Genomic DNA, 17,229 nt, shown 5'->3' with positions numbered 1-17,229 from the left:
AAGGTTTCGGCTGGGCCAAGACCGTGGGGCGCATGCGTCAGGTGATGGTGCGTGGCTTGAAGAAGGTGGACCAGATGTTCGTGTTGAACATGGCGGCATACAACCTCGTGCGCATGCGATCACTGGCACAAATCCGCTTATAAGTGGCGGAAAGCGTGGCAAGGAGGTCAGAAGTCGGCCTCAAGCCGCCGAAAGAACGTTGAATTCGCGTTGAGATTGCACAATGCGAAAGTTTGCGACTGGCGGGCGCGTACATCGAGGCGCACCGCTTCCGCCGGGGGTGTATTTCCGCAACCTGCTAAGAGCGCATTCGCGATCGGTACGGCGGATGACAATCCGGCCTGCCCGGTGGAATCAGCAGTCAACCGGTTCCTCGACGATGCACTGAGTTCGGCAGAGGACGAATTGCTCCGGCGTTTCGCGCAAATGCGTCTTTCCGTCATAGCGCGGTACGTGAAGGCGCCGAAGCCCTAAGGAGCGTCCACTTTTGGCGCGGTGGCAGTCGTCTGTCTGTAGGCCGCGTACGGCCGTTTCTGGCCGACGGCCGCCCCACGCGGTCGGCCGTACCCAAACGAACTTGGATCGAGACCTGGGAATTACCGACCTACGCGATGCCTAGACGGGACTCGTCGACGTCTACGGACGTGAAGTCTTGCGGCCGCGGTACGTATCACAGCCGGGAACCGTGGATCACCACGACGGCGCATCCCACATAACAAATAATGTCGCGAATCGCGCTTAAACCGCCTATATTTTTGAAGACTACGGGCGCTTGGTAGCGGCAAAAATGTACAGTCCCTTCCGATTTTGGCTACAAGTAGCAGGTGCAACCATTGCCGGGGGTATCTTGATCTTCACAATCACGGTACCACACTGGATCGAAATATTTTTCAACAAGTCTCCTGACGATGGAGATGGCAGCGTTGAAATCACAATCGCGCTCTTTTTCTCTTTGGTGATTTTTGTTTTGCTCGCTGGACTTGGATGGAGACAGTTCCGCTTAAGGGGCGTCGCGACGCCCGACCAGTCTAAACAACATTAACCGGAAGGCTAGTCTTCCTTAGCAAATCATGACCGACGATCCAACCGTCAGATGGGAGCTTGCGAATTCACTGGGGATTCAGATCGACAACGCTGCCGACGCCTGGCATTCAGGCCACGTCACGGAAATCCTCGATCTGGTCGCCGATGATTTACTCGTTGTGGCCACTCAGACGGGCGGCGTGTGGAGCGTTGACCCAAACTACGGCGGCGCTCATCCTCTAAGCGACACATGGGATGATCCCGACATCAGCTGTCTTGCCTTCGGCCCCGACGGCACAGTTCATCTCTTCGCAGGGTCGTCCGGCCAGCTGCCTACTTCACCTACCCGCTCCATATCGACGATCCGGGAGACCGATGTCGGCACTGCGGCGCCGCTCGCCAACTGGAATCCGATCGACGCACAGTTGCCCTCTGGCGCCGGGAGCATCACGCGAATCGCAGTCCTGCCGCGCGCACGTCGGATCGTAGTCGCCTGCAACAAGCTCCTCACCGATGACAGCGGCGGCATCTTCTGGTCGATTATTCCGGAGTCCTCGCTTGGGCCGGCTCCACCGCCGCGTCCGCCATACCTGTGGCATAAGGCGCGAGTCCGTGGCGGGCCCAACGACGGCTTCTACGACGTTACGTTCGCCACCCTTACCGACGGGACACCGCTGTCGTCGGTGGAAGTTCTGGACCAGGTCACAGTCGTGGCCGGCGCTATGAGTCAGGGTATCTACGTCGGCCAATGGAACGCCGTGGGCGATCTCGTTCTGCAGCCGGTCCAACAAACGTCTTCGACCAACCCCAACATCACCGTGCTGTCGACGGCCGGAGCGTGCTCGGTCGCTGCCTGCGCGGTGCACCCCAACCGCGCGTACGCCGCGTGCGCTGCGTCCGACGGCACGCTACTGCAGATCTTGCGCTCTGGCGACGGAGGCAGGGTCTGGGAGGCCTGCCCATTCACGCTCGCCGGCTCGACGGTCTTCGGGGGTATCCAGAGCGCCGCAGGCGACCAGGGAAACGCCTGGAATAATCGTATTGCGGTCGCGCCGGATATATTTTCGGTCGTCGCCTTCGGATGGCAGTCCGCCGGTCCATTCCTTTCGACCGACGCGGGACAAAACTGGATCCAGGTGACAGACCCGGTCCATTTGCACTCGGATCTTCATGCACTGCTGTTCACGAGGCTGCGGGGTTCAGTCGATCTGATGCTCTGCGTGGGCAGCGACGGTGGCGTGGCTTCGATCAACGTCGATCAATTCCTCAAGGGCGGTGGCCCAGAAGCGCGCAGCAATTTCAACCACAACCTGCCTACACTGCAACTCTACTCAAACCTGATCCGGCAGTTCTATGGGTCGATCGCCGCCGCTCCTCTCCAGCAGCGCCTTGTAGCCGCGGGCGCGCAGGATCATGGCAATCTCTGCAACAACCTTGCGCTCGGCTCGACATCGCCGACAACGGGACTGCCGGAACCTCAGCCCTGGACTCACGTCGACTACGGAGACGGCGGCTGGGTCGCCTTCATCACTGACGGTGCCCTGCTGCACAACATCAATAGTGGGCCTATCGCTGCGACCGTCATCAATCCTCCACTCGGCCCTCAGGACTTCGGCGTCGTCGCCGTGGGCGGCACGCCGCCCGATCCGAAAGGAATCGCGGGGGCGACAGGCGAGATCGTCACCCACCCTTCGTACCGCAATACCACCGGTGATCTTTTGCTGGCCGTCGCGGGAGTGGGCAATATCGTGTACGGCTTGTACACGGACCACACTTTATGGCCCCCGCCCCCGCTTAGCATTCTCGGCACGTTTCCGATGAGGCACTACTGGAACGTTTTGGCGACGCTGCCCGTAGGCGTGGTGGCCGGCGCCTTTGCGTCGTTTGACGGTGTGAGCGTATTTGTCGGGACATGGAACGATGGCAGGATGTTCCAGGTGGATAGCGCCCAAGGTACGGTCGTCGAGCTACCTGTCGTACTGCCACAGCCCTCGCCGGGCAATCCGATGACGGGCGGCAGCGTCATCCGCATCGTCGCGTTCAGCGATGCGGTACTCTTTGCCATACTGGATGGGGCGTCGGCAAAGCTGAATCCGGCCGTGACCGCGAACTACATCCTGCAACTGGACTCGGCAAACGCCCGCTGGGTGCCAACCCCAGGCGCCGGTCTGCCCAACGAGCCGCTCTTCGGCCTTGAAACTGTCGAGGTTCCCCGCTCGCGCGTGCCGCACGCTCTTTTCGTCTGTACGGACGATCAGGTATATATCAGCCGCGACGACGGACAGACTTGGCAGGGGGCTTCGCTGAACCTACCCAGCCGCCCACACTGTGGCGATCTGCGCTTTTGTGTCGGGCCGAACGGCGGCGTACTCTACCTCGGTACCTTTGGCCGGTCGATGTGGCAGGCTCCCATCGTCAGCCTACCGTAACATTCGTCGCGAGCGTCACCTCTGGGGGCCCGTACGAATGCAAGCCATGTAGTTCGACTTCGCTCTTGCCTTAGGCGATTTGGAGCGGAAAGTCGACTGACCGAAGGTGGCCGTCAGCGGCACGTTGGACGCGATTCGTAGTGCCTGACGTGCCGAGGCTTGCGCGCATTGATGCACTGGCCCCCCGGCGATGGGAAGCTTCAGCGGAGCGTACCTGGATCGGAGCAAGCATGGTCCCGCGGCAACGCCTGGCGCCGCAGCGACAGGTGTACTCGCTGGCTGATTCGCGTGCCTTCGCAGGGATCTTAAGCGCGTAGTCGATGAATTCTGTGGTCGAACACAGAAGATGAGAAGCTCTTCCCCGGGCGCGATATTACGGGTGGCCTCGAGGAACCTGGCACGCCGCCACAGGCTCATAGCAGGATCGCCTGCTGGAGTAGTTCCAGCGCTTTCAGTTCGTCCAGGCGACCGGTGCGTGCCTTGCCTGCCAGCGTCTTGATCAACGCTTCCGCTATCGGCTCAATACCGTGAAGATTGTCCAGGCTCGTCACGGAAGCGAAGGGGAGCGCTGCCGGATTTCCCTGCGGTACTGCGGACGCGGCGAATGACTCTGGGGTTGCCGGTGTGGCTGCCGGCGCGCCAACATCACTCTCTTCAGGCAGGCGACCGGCCAAGTCGTCGGGAAAGCCATTTACAGGATGTCGCGGGCTGGTAACGATCGCCTCCTTCTCACCTGCGACTTCCACCGAAACAACTGAGGGGACCTCCGGATCGCCCGCCCGCACGCGCCGCGCGCGCGTCTTCGCGCCGGCGGCCTTCGCTGGCACGTCATCGTTTGTTGCGGGCGCAAGCGATTCGCTTTGTTGAGCGGATACGCGTCCGCGCGCCGCAGGCGCAAGCATACGTGACACCGACGGTGGAATCTCGGTTTCGGAGCGCGGTGTATCCAGCCAGCCAGCTGGCAATCCCAGTCGCTCCGTGAACCGGTTGGCTTCGACAGCGTCCATGCGCTTCTTGCCATGCAGCCGGTGGGCCATGTTGGACCCACTCAGTTCCATAACCACACCAAGTCTTGCTTTCGAGCCGTTGCGACTCGTGAGAACGTGGAGGTTGGCGCGCCGGATGTTTTCCACGTCGGCGCTTTCGTTTAGTGCCAGCGACTGCTGCCGGGCCGTTTCAGGAGATGTCCTGGATTTCGAACGCGAAGCTTTTCGCGGCGTACGAGCTTCGGGCTGTCCGGCCGTTTCGCCTGTACTGGTCTTGACGGCCCTGGGCGTACCACCGGTTGCTTTCCTTGGCATTTGCGCTTCCTCGGACAAACTGTCTTCAAGAGAGGGTTGCGGGTCGACGGTCAGGACAGAAGCCGGCTTGAGTGCTTCGGACTCTCCGTCTGGTTCGTCGTCGGTTTGAATGAAGTCGAGCGGTGACTTCAGGCGAGCGATGGTCTCGGCTGCGAGGCCAGGATTGGGCTGGTCAAAAAAGCCATGCGGCAACCCAAGCGTGGTTTCCATGTGAAAGGCGGTTTCGGGTGTGAACCTCTCACCCTTTATCAGTTCGGCCACGCGCGTCATGGTGGACTCAAGCGCGATGGCGATATTTTCCGCACCCACTGCGTTGACGAGAAACTGGAACGACCGTGTCTTGAAAACGGAGGCCGTCTGTGTGGCGTCCTGGACAGGCGCCTTCACATACGGTTGTCTCTGCCGGTTGGGCTGAGACTTCTTTTCGTGGCGAGCCTGGCGTTGGCCGCTGTCGCGGGATCCCGCATATCGCCCGCGGGCTTGACTCATATAGTAGGGCTCCATGCGAGCGTTGACATCCTGAAGACGATCATTATAAACGCGGCGCAGTTGATATTTGATGCGTCATTCGCACGACGATGCGTAAATGTACGCCCGGGTGAGGGTGGCGGGCTCGAGGAGGTACTGGTTCTCCGTGAACGCATATGAAATAAATAGGATAACGAATGAGGTACCGCAAGAATTCAGGCAACCATTCATGGCCCCGCTTGAGGCGTCAAGGGCGATTGAGCCAGTTGAAGCTGCGATGAGGTCGGGGGGGCGTCGACGATGCCGACGGCAAGCGGATATTCCCTTCGAGGAGGGCGCGGTACTCCGCTTGCCACCGCAAATCGTCGCATCGACGAATGGGGTGAGGGCTTGCACAACCCGCTCTTGACGCTGGTCGCCGTCGACCGGCAGGTCGACCATCCGGCCATATTCGAGCGCGCCGTACTTCGCCTGACAAGTCCTTGATGAGGATTTTCAGTATTTGGGAATGGACAACGTACCCGGAAACGTCAAATTTACGTTTCCCGAAATCGTCGCGCCTCCGGTGTCATGACGGCGCGAACACCACCGCGCCGCGATCCTCAAAATGTTTGAAGCTCCGGATAAAGCGGTATAGCTGTCCGCCGATCTCCAGCCGGTTTCGTCCAGCGTGGGTTTGCTCAAGGATCTCTTCGGCCTGGGTTGCGGCAATGTTCCCGTGATATCGCAGGCGGTCCTGATCTCTCCTGGCATCGCCAACGTACATGGCACAGACGTCATTGCATTTCTGCATCATGATCACGCTTGCGCCAGCGTTCAGGGACAGCTCGAGATACTCGGCCAGCGTCAGAAGTGACTCGGTCGTCGTCATGGCGATTCCCCTGAAAGCACGGCTCCCGGCGTCGATCCACTGGGTGGTGGCATCGACGGGCACCTACCGAGGATAGCGCCACGCATGTCCGGCACTTGCCTCTTCGCCTGATTCAAACAATCTACGCGGCGCACGGCGTCCCGGCGGCCACTGCCATCCTGCATGGGACCGCGCCGGTTCACTACGCATGCGTCGCGAGGCGCTATGGGCCACCACATCGGTGGGCAGTCTGGCACGGTTAGTGCGAACCGACAGAAAATTATCTTGCGACAACCACCTGCCATGGCCACCGGCATGTTTTCGATCGTAGTGCTTCTGCTCGTGGATGTCGATTCGTCGAGGACAGTGTTGTTGCCGGCGCGGAGCTCAACCGTTTTCCTTCACAGGATATCCGCTGCTTTGCGGGGCGATGATGGATCCGGGCAGCGTGGCCGAAAGCGCGGCATCAACGCTACCGCAAATGCGCGCTTTGTCCTGCGTCTCCACGCCTATGCTGCATCGAATCAATTCCCCGGAGGACAGGCGAAACGCTTGCGCTTCGTCAGATGATCCGGGGAATCGATCGATGTCGCGAGGAGGACGCACCAGGACATCATGTTCTGCACAAAACTACTGTTGACGCTCAAACAGCATGGCGCGCATGTGCCGGATGCCCATCGCTTCGTTAAAGATTGAAGCGCAGGGCGCAAGAAAAACTGGCCCGCAGAACGGGCCACACATCGGGATGCGACGCGCCGGTCAGACTGGCTTGATATTTGCAGCCTGCTTGCCCTTCGGCCCCATCTTCACATCGAAGCTTACTTTCTGGTTTTCCTGCAGCGACTTGAAGCCTTCAGTCTTGATTTCGGAAAAGTGGGCGAACAGGTCTTCGCCGCCGTCATCCGGGGTGATGAAGCCAAAGCCTTTCGCGTCATTGAACCATTTCACTGTGCCAGTTGCCATTTTTTGAATCCTGTCGATGTTGAAACCCGAAATCGCGAGAGTACGATATCGCCTGGGGGCGATCACCCGCAAGGGACGACTTTTTACCACGCCGGGATGACACCTGCCAATCAGCAGGTCCACGGACAGGGCAGGGTTCGGCTTTCAACGACCCAGGCCCGGTGTAGACACTTGTCGTTCTAACCCCTGACGGCGGGACCATATGATTGCCGCGCGGCAAGCGCGATCTGCCCGGCAACCGGGAGTTTCAGCGAAGTCTGCAGGCTGCGCGGCGAAGACTGATTCTGGAACGGACAGGCAAGGCGCTTGAGAAGAGTCGCAGAAACATCGACTCATTGTGGATTTCTCCCTCGTCACACGCGAAAGCCCGGTCTTCGTCACCATTCTGGTGCGGTCCTGTCCCCCATACGCCAGCGACGGGCAAACTATGGCGCGAAAGTGGGCCCCAACCAGTTTTGCGGTGCCAACCTGGAGACTGGGGAAGCCATGTTACCCTTGGTCGACGCTAACACCAGCGAAGCCGCGCTCGAGGATGAACGATACATTCGAGTTTTCTCAGGATTTCGAGCCGTTCCCGGAAGACCTGCCGAGAAAGGACTGGCAGACAAAGTCGCTCGATTGCGCCATGGCCGATTACTGGGTGGCAAGCGATGGACTTGTCGCGCGTCGACAGTTTCTCAGTGACGGTTACCTTGCCAGCAACACAGCCTCCTTCACGGCTTATTTGTTCCACTTCCGGAAAGGCATGAGACTCGACCTGAAAGTGGTTGTCGCTCACGGTCGCCTCCTGGAGCTTCGGCGAGAGCGCGAACCCGAAGCGGGGAAAGCGGTGGATGAGTGGACTATCCCCGTGCCGGGTCCCGACGCTGAACGTCACTCGTGATGCGAATCCCGTGGGCATGCATCTGCGCGCCGGCGCGTGAAAGTGAAGAGCGTCCAGTGCGTTTCACTCGAGGTCGCAGCGAGGATGGGCATCTGACGGGCATTCGGGCAATGTTGCGTGCGCCCGTCGCGCTCGATTATCCTCACGGCGAGCGGGCAGCAGAATTGAGTGAACTGACGGCGTCAGCAGTCTTTGCAGTGATCGGCGACGCCGACATAGCGCTACCGAAGGGGCCATGAACAATTTCATACAGATCGGGCCCGATGTGGTGTTCTCTTCTGTCGTCCTGAGCCCCAACTGGGGGCGAGCGTGTGAGGGTACGGGAGCGTCATCGCGACAGGAACAGGTCGGGCATGCACCTTCGCGCGGCGCTGCGGGGGCTGTGGGCGCAGCACGCAGCCAGGCTAATGGCAGTAGCGCTCAATTGACATTGCTCTAGTATCGGCAAGGAGGCATTCATGGGTATGTTGAGAGCGAAAGCAGGCGAACTCGTCGAACGGTAGGCGAACAGCAGAAGTGACCCTGCCCGACCCGATTGCCGCTTGCACGGCTGACGCTCTCATGACTTAACGGCATCTCGTCCGGGGAGGCTGGATACGGCGCCGTGCCAGCGTCCGGCTCCGCTGGCTGGCCCTTGATCCCCAACGGTCGGATTGCAGGCGCCCATGGTAGTGCTGACGAGTGGTTGCGCCAGCAATCGAAGGCCACGCTTCTGTTTCGCTGTCCAACTAACGGTCCCCGTCGCGGCCAACCCGTAACCGCCGGTTCCCGGCGGATGACCTCAGCGGGCAGGGCGTTGGCGCGCACGGTCGTTTGCCTCTGGCTGGCCGGGGCGCCTCCGGCGGCGATGGTCAGCGTGCCCGGATTTTTCCGAGGAAAGGCCGGGTGTTGCGCGCGCCCGGGTGACTTTGCGATCGAAGCGACGAGACTTCCTCGGAATACGACGCGATATTCGCGGCCGCCAACCCGGCGTCTTCGCTAGAGAAGCTTCCAAAGTGGAACGGCCATTTTGTACCCTCATCGAAGATTGAGTCGTCGGTCTTAGCCGACTTTGGGGCGATTGGGGTTCTATGTCAGCAAGCTGGCAGATTGCTGACGGTGGTGGCGTTGAGCAACCCGAAGTGAGGTTCCTGCATCCGCGAACTCGCACTTTCGACCCTGAGGAGCCACTGAGATCGGTGAAACATCAGTGGCGGCTTCCAGGACCGTTTCGGACATCGGCTTTGTTATTCGCCGCACCTCGTTGCCGGTGGTGTGTGCATATCGTTCGTGCGACGTGACAGGGCGCGCTTGCCGTCTTGCTCATTCCTTGCTGTCAGGAAACATACATCCGCCATTGCGGACCAGCGCCTTCACTTCTTCGCCCACCTGCATAGGACTTTGACGTAGTCGAGCAACGAACTCCTTGCTGCGCCGTACATACGACTTCGAATCGTGCTTCGCGCTCCAAAGAACGATGCTAAGCACAACGGGAATGAGGTCCAGGCCCTTCTCGGTCAAAGTGTAGAAGTCCTTACGCCTGTCATCGGGGCTGGTCGCCTTCAAGAGAATTCCTTGTTCCTCCAGAAAGGCGAGGCGGGAAGCAAGGACATTGGTCGCGATTCCCTCTTCCGATTTCAGGAACTCGCCATACGTCTTCTTGCCAACAAAAACGATGTCACGAATGATCAGGAGCGACCACCGGTCGCCAAAGATCTCCACGCCGTAGTTCACCGCGCAATGGGACCGAACGCCGTCTTTAGATGTCGTCTTCATAGCTAGATTTTAACATCGCTTGTATTCAACAAGTAAAATTCCATTGTTTACTTGTTTTTTGCAAGTAATATGATTAGCATGCTTTCTGAAGAGTACGAGCACCACCCAATTCACCAGGAGACTGCATGAGCACTATCAGCATCATCGGCGCAGGTGGCATGGCCGCAGCGATCGGCGGCCTTGCCGCCAAGGCCGGACACACCGTCGAGGTGATGTGTCGCGACGCTGCCAAGGCGCGGGCGCTGGCCGAGCACATAGGAGCCGGTGTGACGACAGGAACGTTCGGCGCCGGCCCGGCCGGGGACATTGTCATCTTGGGGATTCCCTACTCCGCCGTCCTCGACGTGGTGAAGCAATATGGCGAAGAGCTAGCAGGCAAACTCCTCGTTGACATCACAAACCCCATCAAATCCGACTTGTCGGGCTTCTTGACCCCTGAAGGCAGTTTCGGCGCGCAGGAGATCGCCAAGGCCGCCCCTGCCGGTGCGGATATCGTCAAGGCGTTCAACACCCAGAACGCCCAGGTCCTAGCTGCCGGTCCAGTCGAGGGCCATTCATTGGACGTGTTTATCGCCGGTGACGACGCGCAGGCGAAGGCGCGTCTCTCGGCGTTCATCGCAACCCTCGGACTGCGCCCGATGGATACCGGGCAGCTGTCCATGGCGTGGACGCTGGAACACGCCTGCATGTTGTGGCTGGGCCTCATGACCCACTCCGTCAAGCACGGCAAATTCTCAATCGGTGTCAGCCTTCTCGGCTGAGTGGGCCGGTACCAGCACCTCTCGAATCGCATACTCACGAGGAGCGATAACATGCGCGTTTTCGTCACTGGCGGGACCGGCCACGCCGGTTCGTACGTCATTCCCGATCTCGTTGCGGCCGGCCACGAGGTCACCGCTCTGGCCCGCTCCGACGCGGCCGCAGCAACGGCGTCCGCGCTCGGCGCCAAGGTGCGCCGTGGGGATCTCGCCGACCTCGAGGAGCTCAAAGCAGCGGCGGCGGAGTCGGACGGCGTCATCCACTTGGGGTACCGGGCCGATCTGCTTTCGTCCGGCGGGATCACGGCCCTCGGCGATTCCGAACTCTCGATCGTGCACTCGTTCGGCGAGGCGCTGGCAGGCACCGGAAAGCCGCTGGTCGTCGCAGGCACTATCGGCGCGCCTTCGAATGTGGGCCGGGCGGGTCGTATTGGCGCGCCGATCAGCTTGGGTCGTCCGGCAACCGAGGATGATCCCGCGCTTCCTAGCGGCCCTCTGGATGCAGGCACTCTGGTGGCGCGCAACATCGTGGAGACCGCCGTGGTCGGCCTTGCCGAGCGAGGCGTGCGGTCTTCGGTCGTGCGCATTCCGACCCTCGTTCACAGTGCGACCGGTCGCCTGCAGTTGATCTTGATCGCGAAAGCGAAGGGCTTCGCCGCCTATGCTGGCGAGGGCCAGAACCGGTGGCCCGCCGTGCACGTTCGCGATCTTGCCTCCTTATTCCGCGTGGCGCTGGAGAAAGGGGCCGCCGGCAAGACTTGGCACGCGGTTGCCGACGAAGGCATCTCGTTCCGCGAAATCGCCGAGGCCATTGCCGCTCGTCTGGGCATGCCTGCCAGGAGCATTCCCTTGGACGAGTTGATGGTGCCGGGCCACTTCGGATTCCTGTCCGCTGTGGTCACGCTCGACCTCCCGGCATCCAGCGCCATTACGCGCCAGGCCCTCGGCTGGGAACCTGTTCAACCCGGCCTAATCGAGGACCTCGATAACGGACATTATTTCCCTGCCGCTGACTTGAGCTGAGGGCAGGGGGCGGGGCACACCGAGCCCGGCGAATACCCAGCGCTTTTCACATCACATCATTCACAAGGAGCACGCACATGCATGTATTTGTCACTGGCGGGACCGGCCATTCCGGTCCGTACATCATCTCCGACCTGATCGCTGCCGGCCATGAGGTCACCGCTTTGGCCCGCTCGGACGCGGCCGAGGCGGCGGTGTCCGCGCTCGGTGCCAAGGCGCGTCGCGGCAGCCTTGAGGATCTCAACGGGCTCAAGGAAGCGGCCGCGGCCGCTGACGGTGTCATCCACGTTGCCCACAGGCAGGACCTGCTTCCTACCGCCGGGATCAACGGCGTGGCCGCTGCGGAACTGGAGATCATGCTCGCATATGGCGAGGCCCTGGCGGGCACGGACAAGCCGCTGGTCACGTCGGGGAGCATCGGCTCGCCCGGCTGGGAAGGCCTGGGCCGGCCGGCCACCGAGGAGGATCAGCCCCTTCCCGGCGGCGATCCGTACAAGAATACCCTGCGGGTTCGTAACATCGTGGAAACCACGGTGATTGGCCTCGCTGAGAAGGGCGTCCGGTCTTCGGTCGTGCGGATTCCTGAGATCATGCACAGCACGACCGATAACGCCGGCTTCCTTCCGCTGCTGATCGGCCTCGCGAAGGAAAAGCGTGTTGTCGGCTACCCCGGCGACGGTCAGAACCGGTGGGCCGCCGTGCATGCTCATGACCTCGCCACCGTGTTCCGTCTGGCGCTCGAGAAGGGTCCCGCCGGGAGAAACTGGCACGCGGTTGCTGACGAAGCTTTCACGTACCGCGAGCTCGCTGAGGCGATTGGCAGCCGTCTGAACCTACCCGCCGTGCCCATTCCCGCGGACGAGCTCATGCTGCCCGGATTTTTCGGGTTCCTCGCGAATCTGGTCAAGCTGGACACCCCGGCGTCGAACGCCATCACACGCCAGACCCTTGGCTGGGAGCCTACTCGGCCCGGACTGTTCGCCGATCTGGACAACGGCCATTACTTCCCTGCCGGCTGACCCCGCCAAGGGACCACCAACGGCACCGCAACTCTTAGGAGAATGAAGATGAGTACTATCAGCATCATCGGCGCAGGAACCATGGCCACGGCGATTGCCGGCCGTATTGCCGACGCCGGGCATACCGTCGAGGTAGTCAACCGCGACCCCGACAAGGCACAGGCGCTGGCCGACAAGCTCGCGGCCGGAGCGACGACAGGGACGTACGGCGCAGCGCCGGCGGGCGACATCGTCATCCTCGCCGTGCCGTACAGCAGTGCGGCGGCGGTGGTGGCCGACTTTGGGGAAGCGCTCGACGGCAAGGTGATCATTGACATCGCCAACCCCGTTGCCCCCGACCTTTCGGGCCTCGTCACCCCCCACGGCAGTTCTGGAGCGCAGGAGACCGCCAAAGGGCTCCCCGCTGGCGCGCATGTCGTGAAGGCGTTCAACACCATCTTCGGTCACGTACTCGCCAAGGGTGGACGCCTCGACGCGTTCATGGCAGCCGACGACGCGGGGGCCAAGGCGCGCGTCTCGACCTTCCTCGAAAGTCTCGGTCTGCGCCCATTTGATGTTGGGGGTCTGAACATGGCCCAGACGCTAGAGGCGGCCGGCCTGATGATGATCGGCTTGGCCAAAAACGGCGCCGGCACCTGGAACTTCGCCCTGAACGTCGATCTCGTCTGAACGACCGACACCGCGGCGTCGCCGGCAGGTCAAAAACACCAATGGGAGCAAGTCAGCAGACAGCGCCGACTACGAAAGGATTTGAGGTGTCTAGCGACGAGGAAGTCATTAGGAAGCTCTACGCCGCCTCGGATGAGCGAGCGACGGTCGTCAACAAGATTGCCTCCATGTTTTCTTACGAAGGATACATGTGGGATATGGTCGCCGGCATGAAGTTCCGAGGGCAGGCCATTGGCGAGTCCATCGCTGGCTTCGCAAAGGCATTCCCCGACGTCCGCCGAGAGTTACTTAACGTCTACGTCGCGCAGAACGTCATCATTGTCGAACTCGCAACGCGGGGAACACATATAGGTGAGCTGCCGCTTCCCGCTGGTGCTCTAGCTCCTACGGGCAAGTCAATCGATGTCCCGTCTTGCGATGTCTTTCACCTCGGCGAGGGTGCGAAGATCACATCCTTCCATTGCTACAGGGAGGCTGCCGTAATGCAGCAGCAACTTGGCGTCGGCTGAGTCCCTGTCGCCAAGCTATCCGATGTGAGAAAAATGGAGACGTGCGATGAGCATCGAACACAATGTCCAGATAGTTAAGGACTTCTTTGCAGCAATGGGCCGCAGCGATAGGCAAGGTCTGCTGGCGCTGACTTCCGAAGATATCGAGTGGATCATTCCGGGCAAGGACTGGCCGCTGGCCGGCACCCACCGCCGACACGCGGGATTGGCGGATCTGCTTCAGAAGGCTTCCGAAATGGTGGAAACGTCATACCCCGCCCCTCCCGAATTCGTAGCCCAGGGCGACCGGGTTCTGGTCGTCGGCTTCGCGACGGGCAGAGTCAAAGCCACGAACAAGACGTTCGAAGACCACTGGGTCTTTGCCATCACCGTTCGAAATAGCAAAGTGACGAACATCCGGGAGTACATCGACACGCTTGCACTGGCGCGGGCCTCCGAACTCCCAGGCGAGCGCCAAGGCATCGATAGCGGCAATTGACCCGACGAACAAAATCATGGACTGAACGTCGCTTAGCTGCGTGCAGCGGACCTTCGAATGTCCGACTCCTTCGCAGGTCGACTGACCGGAACTGGCCGAAACTCGGCCGATTGCTGCGCCGGGGGTTGAGGGCACTCCGGACGCGACGGCCCGTCCGGTGTGCAGGCCGGGCGGAGTCTCGCCTCAGCGCCAGGCATCCCGAAATGTGAGGACGAGCCGGTTGTGACGAGGCTCAGTCGCATGGGTTCGTCCCAGGGGCGCGCGTGGGCACTAGCTTGCTGGATGATTGGCCCATGCCGGATGCAACTAACTGCCTGTCCCGTTCCCAGCCCGCATCCGCCGGTTCCCGGCGCACCGCGGCGGCGGACAGGGTGAGGAGGATTATTTCGCGGAAAGTCCGTGTGTTGCGCGTGCCCGGGTGACTTTTCGATCGAAGCGACCAGACTTCCTCGGAATACGACGCGAATTTCGCTGCATAGAGGTGCAATTCGTACTGTTACTTGTACATGTGGTAGACGCGTGTTAGACTTGTACCTGTTCTCGTACACGTTCGTAGCCAAGGAAGACGCATGCGCACCATTCCATTTTCAGACGCCCGCGCGAATCTCAAGCGCGTCATCGACCAAGTTGTCGATGACGTAGACGTTACGCTCATCACCCGTCGGGACGCACCCAACGCGATCGTCATGTCGCAAGAGCATTACGACAGCTTGATGGAAACAGTTCACCTGCTTCGCTCCCCGGCCAACGTAGCTCATCTGGAGCGATCGATCGCGCAGGCAAGGGCAGGCAAGGTCAAGCCCCGCAAGCTGGTTGAAGACGCCGAATGAGCGGCGCTTTGAACATCATGTGGACGGCCGAGGCATGGGAGGACTATGTCTACTGGCAGGGGCAGGATAGAAAGACGCTAAAGCGCATCAATCAACTTATCAAGGACGCTCAGCGCACTCCGTTCGAGGGCATCGGTAAGCCTGAACCACTGAAGGCGAATCTGACGGGTTTCTGGTCGCGTCGCATCGATGACACCAACCGGCTCGTTTACGAAATTGCCGGTAGCCAGATCAATATAGTCTCGTGCCGCTACCACTACTGACCCATCGGAAAACAACACGGGCTTGATTGCGAGAGGCGACGTGACGATGTGGATTGATCAAAGCATACTGACGCATGGATCCGAGGCTGGGCCGCCCAGGCGCGGCCGACCGCCTGTGTACAGTGATGCTGCGATCCAGATGCTCCTCAGTCTCAAGCAAGTCTTTCATCTGCCGCTGCGCGCCCTGCAAGGCTTCGCCCATAGCTTGCGCAAGCTCGCCTACCCGGGCTTGCCGGTGCCGAACTACACGACCTTGAGCCGTCGCGCGCAGACCCTCAAGGTCGCGCTGCCGGCGCAACGTCCCCATGAACCCATGCATCTCGTGATCGACAGCACTGGACTGAAGGTCTACGGCGAAGGCGAGTGGAAGGTACGCAAGCATGGCTGGTCCAAACGTCGCACGTGGCGCAAGGTGCACCTGGCGATGGATGCCAACACGGGCCAGATCTGCGCCGCACTGATGACTCATCAAGACGAAGGCGATGGCGAAGTTCTGCCCGATTTGCTCGACCAGATTCCTGCTGATGTGGCGATTGATACCATCGGAGGCGACGGCGCCTACGACACCAAGGCGTGCCATGCACGCGTTGCGGCGCGCGGATCTGCCCCGTCGATTCCGCCGCGTGAGGGCGCGACGCCGTGGCCAGCCAGCACGCCGGGTGCGGCCTGGCGCAATGCCACCATCGACGCAATCGCGCAAAGCGGCAGGCGTGAATGGAAGCGCGCCAGTGGCTACCATCGCCGGTCGCTCGCTGAGACACTCATGTACCGCCTCAAGATTCTCACGGGCTCCAGCCTCTGGGCCCGCGAGATCGGTTCACAGGCAACAGAGGTATCGATTCGTGCAGGTGTCCTCAACCGCATGGCGGCCCTCGCACGCCCGCAGTCCGCCCGCATCGTCTCATATCGAAAACTCAGGGGGCATGTTGTTTCTACGCCTGATTAACGCAACAAAGCCGTCTCGCTCCGCAAAACTGTTCCGATTGTTGTTTCAGTCTCCGTTAATTTTGATGCGGTTCTCTACACAGCTTCATCGTAGCGCGGGGTTCCGGTCCGTTAGCTTCCCGAATAAAGGCTGATCCCGTTAGGAGGCTTCCAGAGTCGAGACGTATCGCTGCCGGTAGTTCGGCGGGAAATTCACGCCGGGCGCGAAACGGAGTCAATCGCGTCCCGCCGGACTTTTTCGATGTATTTGCCGATCGCAAAGGTGGACACGACGCCCGCCGCAAAAGTGATTGCGAACGCGGCGAGCGTTTCGAGTGCTGAGTTGTTGTACGGCATGGTGATCGACTCCTCTCACAAGATCGGCGCCATTCATTCCGGCGCAATAGCATTCATCGTAGTCGGCTAACTGGACACGCATTGTCCAGTCGGCGCGTTTCGCTGGAGCCCGTCTAATCACCTCGATGAACAGGGCGCAAACACGCGTGCGGCAATGAATCCATCCATTGCCGTACGCGCTGCACTCAAAGCTCCGGCGTGTGCGCCAGTTCGGGCGGGAAGCCGAAGAGTTCCCGGCCCTCGGCGGCGGCAGATCTCACGCTTTCGTCGCTATCGGTTTCGAGCCGCCGGCGAACGTTTTCGTCGATGTTCCAGCGGGCGAGGCGCCTTCTGATTTCCGCACTCGAATGGCTAGGTTCTGTTCACATTCTCATCAGCGGTCCAAAGGCACAGGCAAGCGAAGCGAAGGCGAGATAGTTCCCTGCGAGCTTGTCGTAGCGAGTGGCGACACGACGAAAATGTTTGATACGACTGAAAAAGCGTTCGACGATGTTCCGGGTCCGATACAGCACACGGCTATAGCGACGCTTGGTCTTGCGGTTCGAACGCGGCGGGATTACGGCCTTCGCACGCGTAGTGCGGATACTCTCCACAAAGGCGTTCGAGTCGTAGCCCTTGTCAGCGATGACCGCACCGGTGCGCAAATGCTCAACCAGTTCATTCGCGCACGAAATATCGGAAACTTGTCCCTCGGTGGCAATCAACCGCAGGGGGCGTCCGGCGTCAT

At 60.7% G+C, this 17,229-nt stretch carries 16 protein-coding genes and 2 pseudogenes; 13 read left to right on the top strand and 5 right to left on the bottom strand.

The features are described 5' to 3' along the window. Together M3A49_RS40210 and M3A49_RS40205 are read left to right on the top strand one after the other, a co-directional pair. A pseudogene (locus M3A49_RS40210) lies at window positions 1-143 on the top strand (IS5/IS1182 family transposase); the annotation flags it as partial. Between the two features lie 927 nt (window positions 144-1,070). Beyond that, complete coding sequence (locus M3A49_RS40205) at window positions 1,071-3,452, top strand: hypothetical protein (protein ID WP_266233749.1); 2,382 nt, start codon at window positions 1,071-1,073, stop codon at window positions 3,450-3,452. A 413-nt stretch (window positions 3,453-3,865) separates the two neighbouring features. Here M3A49_RS40205 and M3A49_RS40200 read toward each other — a convergent pair whose 3' ends face one another. The 3 genes from M3A49_RS40200 to M3A49_RS40190 all read right to left on the bottom strand — a co-directional run bounded on the left by M3A49_RS40200 (window position 3,866) and on the right by M3A49_RS40190 (window position 7,034). Next, window positions 3,866-5,242 carry a hypothetical protein gene (locus tag M3A49_RS40200; protein WP_266233747.1) on the bottom strand — a complete coding sequence of 459 codons (1,377 nt, stop codon included), beginning with the start codon at window positions 5,240-5,242 and terminating at the stop codon, window positions 3,866-3,868. Between the two features lie 547 nt (window positions 5,243-5,789). Then, the gene (locus M3A49_RS40195; RefSeq protein ID WP_266233746.1) at window positions 5,790-6,092 is read right to left on the bottom strand and encodes a hypothetical protein; all 303 of its coding nucleotides are present in this window, start codon (window positions 6,090-6,092) and stop codon (window positions 5,790-5,792) included. Window positions 6,093-6,830: 738 nt separating this feature from the next. After that, window positions 6,831-7,034 (bottom strand): cold-shock protein, encoded by a 204-nt coding sequence (locus M3A49_RS40190; RefSeq protein ID WP_012406518.1) that lies wholly within the window; start codon window positions 7,032-7,034, stop codon window positions 6,831-6,833. Between the two features lie 532 nt (window positions 7,035-7,566). On the opposite strand from M3A49_RS40190, the gene M3A49_RS40185 reads away from it, so the two are divergent. Further along, on the top strand, window positions 7,567-7,917 hold the full coding sequence (locus M3A49_RS40185) for a hypothetical protein (protein ID WP_266233745.1): 351 nt from the start codon (window positions 7,567-7,569) through the stop codon (window positions 7,915-7,917). Window positions 7,918-9,219: 1,302 nt separating this feature from the next. Here the strand turns inward: M3A49_RS40185 and M3A49_RS40180 are convergent. Further along, entirely contained in the window at window positions 9,220-9,672 is a 453-nt protein-coding gene (locus M3A49_RS40180) for a winged helix-turn-helix transcriptional regulator (RefSeq protein ID WP_254353709.1), read from the bottom strand. Window positions 9,673-9,797: 125 nt separating this feature from the next. Here M3A49_RS40180 and M3A49_RS40175 point away from each other — a divergent pair, with 125 nt between their 5' ends. The 10 genes and pseudogenes from M3A49_RS40175 (at window position 9,798) to M3A49_RS40130 (ending at window position 16,572) form a co-directional block, all read left to right on the top strand. Further along, on the top strand, window positions 9,798-10,433 hold the full coding sequence (locus tag M3A49_RS40175) for an NADPH-dependent F420 reductase (RefSeq protein ID WP_266233744.1): 636 nt from the start codon (window positions 9,798-9,800) through the stop codon (window positions 10,431-10,433). Window positions 10,434-10,484: 51 nt separating this feature from the next. Continuing rightward, window positions 10,485-11,453, top strand: coding sequence for an SDR family oxidoreductase (locus tag M3A49_RS40170; RefSeq protein ID WP_266233743.1), 969 nt, complete (start codon window positions 10,485-10,487; stop codon window positions 11,451-11,453). 77 nt (window positions 11,454-11,530) lie between these two features. Further along, a complete protein-coding gene (locus M3A49_RS40165) occupies window positions 11,531-12,472 on the top strand; it encodes an SDR family oxidoreductase (protein WP_266233742.1) in 942 nt (313 codons plus the stop codon). Window positions 12,473-12,514: 42 nt separating this feature from the next. Further along, complete coding sequence (locus M3A49_RS40160; protein WP_266233741.1) at window positions 12,515-13,141, top strand: NADPH-dependent F420 reductase; 627 nt, start codon at window positions 12,515-12,517, stop codon at window positions 13,139-13,141. A gap of 86 nt (window positions 13,142-13,227) precedes the next feature. Further along, entirely contained in the window at window positions 13,228-13,650 is a 423-nt protein-coding gene (locus M3A49_RS40155; RefSeq protein WP_266233740.1) for a nuclear transport factor 2 family protein, read from the top strand. 46 nt (window positions 13,651-13,696) lie between these two features. Further along, window positions 13,697-14,128, top strand: a complete 432-nt coding sequence (locus M3A49_RS40150; protein WP_254345572.1) for a nuclear transport factor 2 family protein — start codon at window positions 13,697-13,699, stop codon at window positions 14,126-14,128. A gap of 569 nt (window positions 14,129-14,697) precedes the next feature. After that, on the top strand, window positions 14,698-14,958 hold the full coding sequence (locus M3A49_RS40145) for a type II toxin-antitoxin system Phd/YefM family antitoxin (RefSeq protein ID WP_133190871.1): 261 nt from the start codon (window positions 14,698-14,700) through the stop codon (window positions 14,956-14,958). After that, complete coding sequence (locus M3A49_RS40140; protein WP_323183506.1) at window positions 14,955-15,221, top strand: Txe/YoeB family addiction module toxin; 267 nt, start codon at window positions 14,955-14,957, stop codon at window positions 15,219-15,221. The genes M3A49_RS40145 and M3A49_RS40140 overlap by 4 nt, the downstream gene beginning before the upstream one ends. A 4-nt stretch (window positions 15,222-15,225) precedes the next feature. After that, window positions 15,226-16,167 (top strand): annotated as a pseudogene (locus M3A49_RS40135) (IS5 family transposase); the annotation flags it as partial. A 240-nt stretch (window positions 16,168-16,407) separates the two neighbouring features. Further along, on the top strand, window positions 16,408-16,572 hold the full coding sequence (locus M3A49_RS40130; RefSeq protein WP_266233739.1) for a hypothetical protein: 165 nt from the start codon (window positions 16,408-16,410) through the stop codon (window positions 16,570-16,572). 292 nt (window positions 16,573-16,864) lie between these two features. On the opposite strand, the gene M3A49_RS40125 is transcribed toward M3A49_RS40130, so the two are convergent. Beyond that, on the bottom strand, window positions 16,865-17,229 hold a 365-nt coding region (locus M3A49_RS40125), incomplete at its 5' end, for an IS5 family transposase (protein ID WP_266233452.1).

The sequence above is a fragment of the Paraburkholderia sp. CNPSo 3076 genome, assembly GCF_026343935.1.
GTDB classification, from domain to species: Bacteria; Pseudomonadota; Gammaproteobacteria; order Burkholderiales; family Burkholderiaceae; genus Paraburkholderia; species Paraburkholderia nodosa.
Note: the sequence above shows the minus strand (reverse complement) of the source record. Positions and strands in the feature narration are given on the sequence as shown.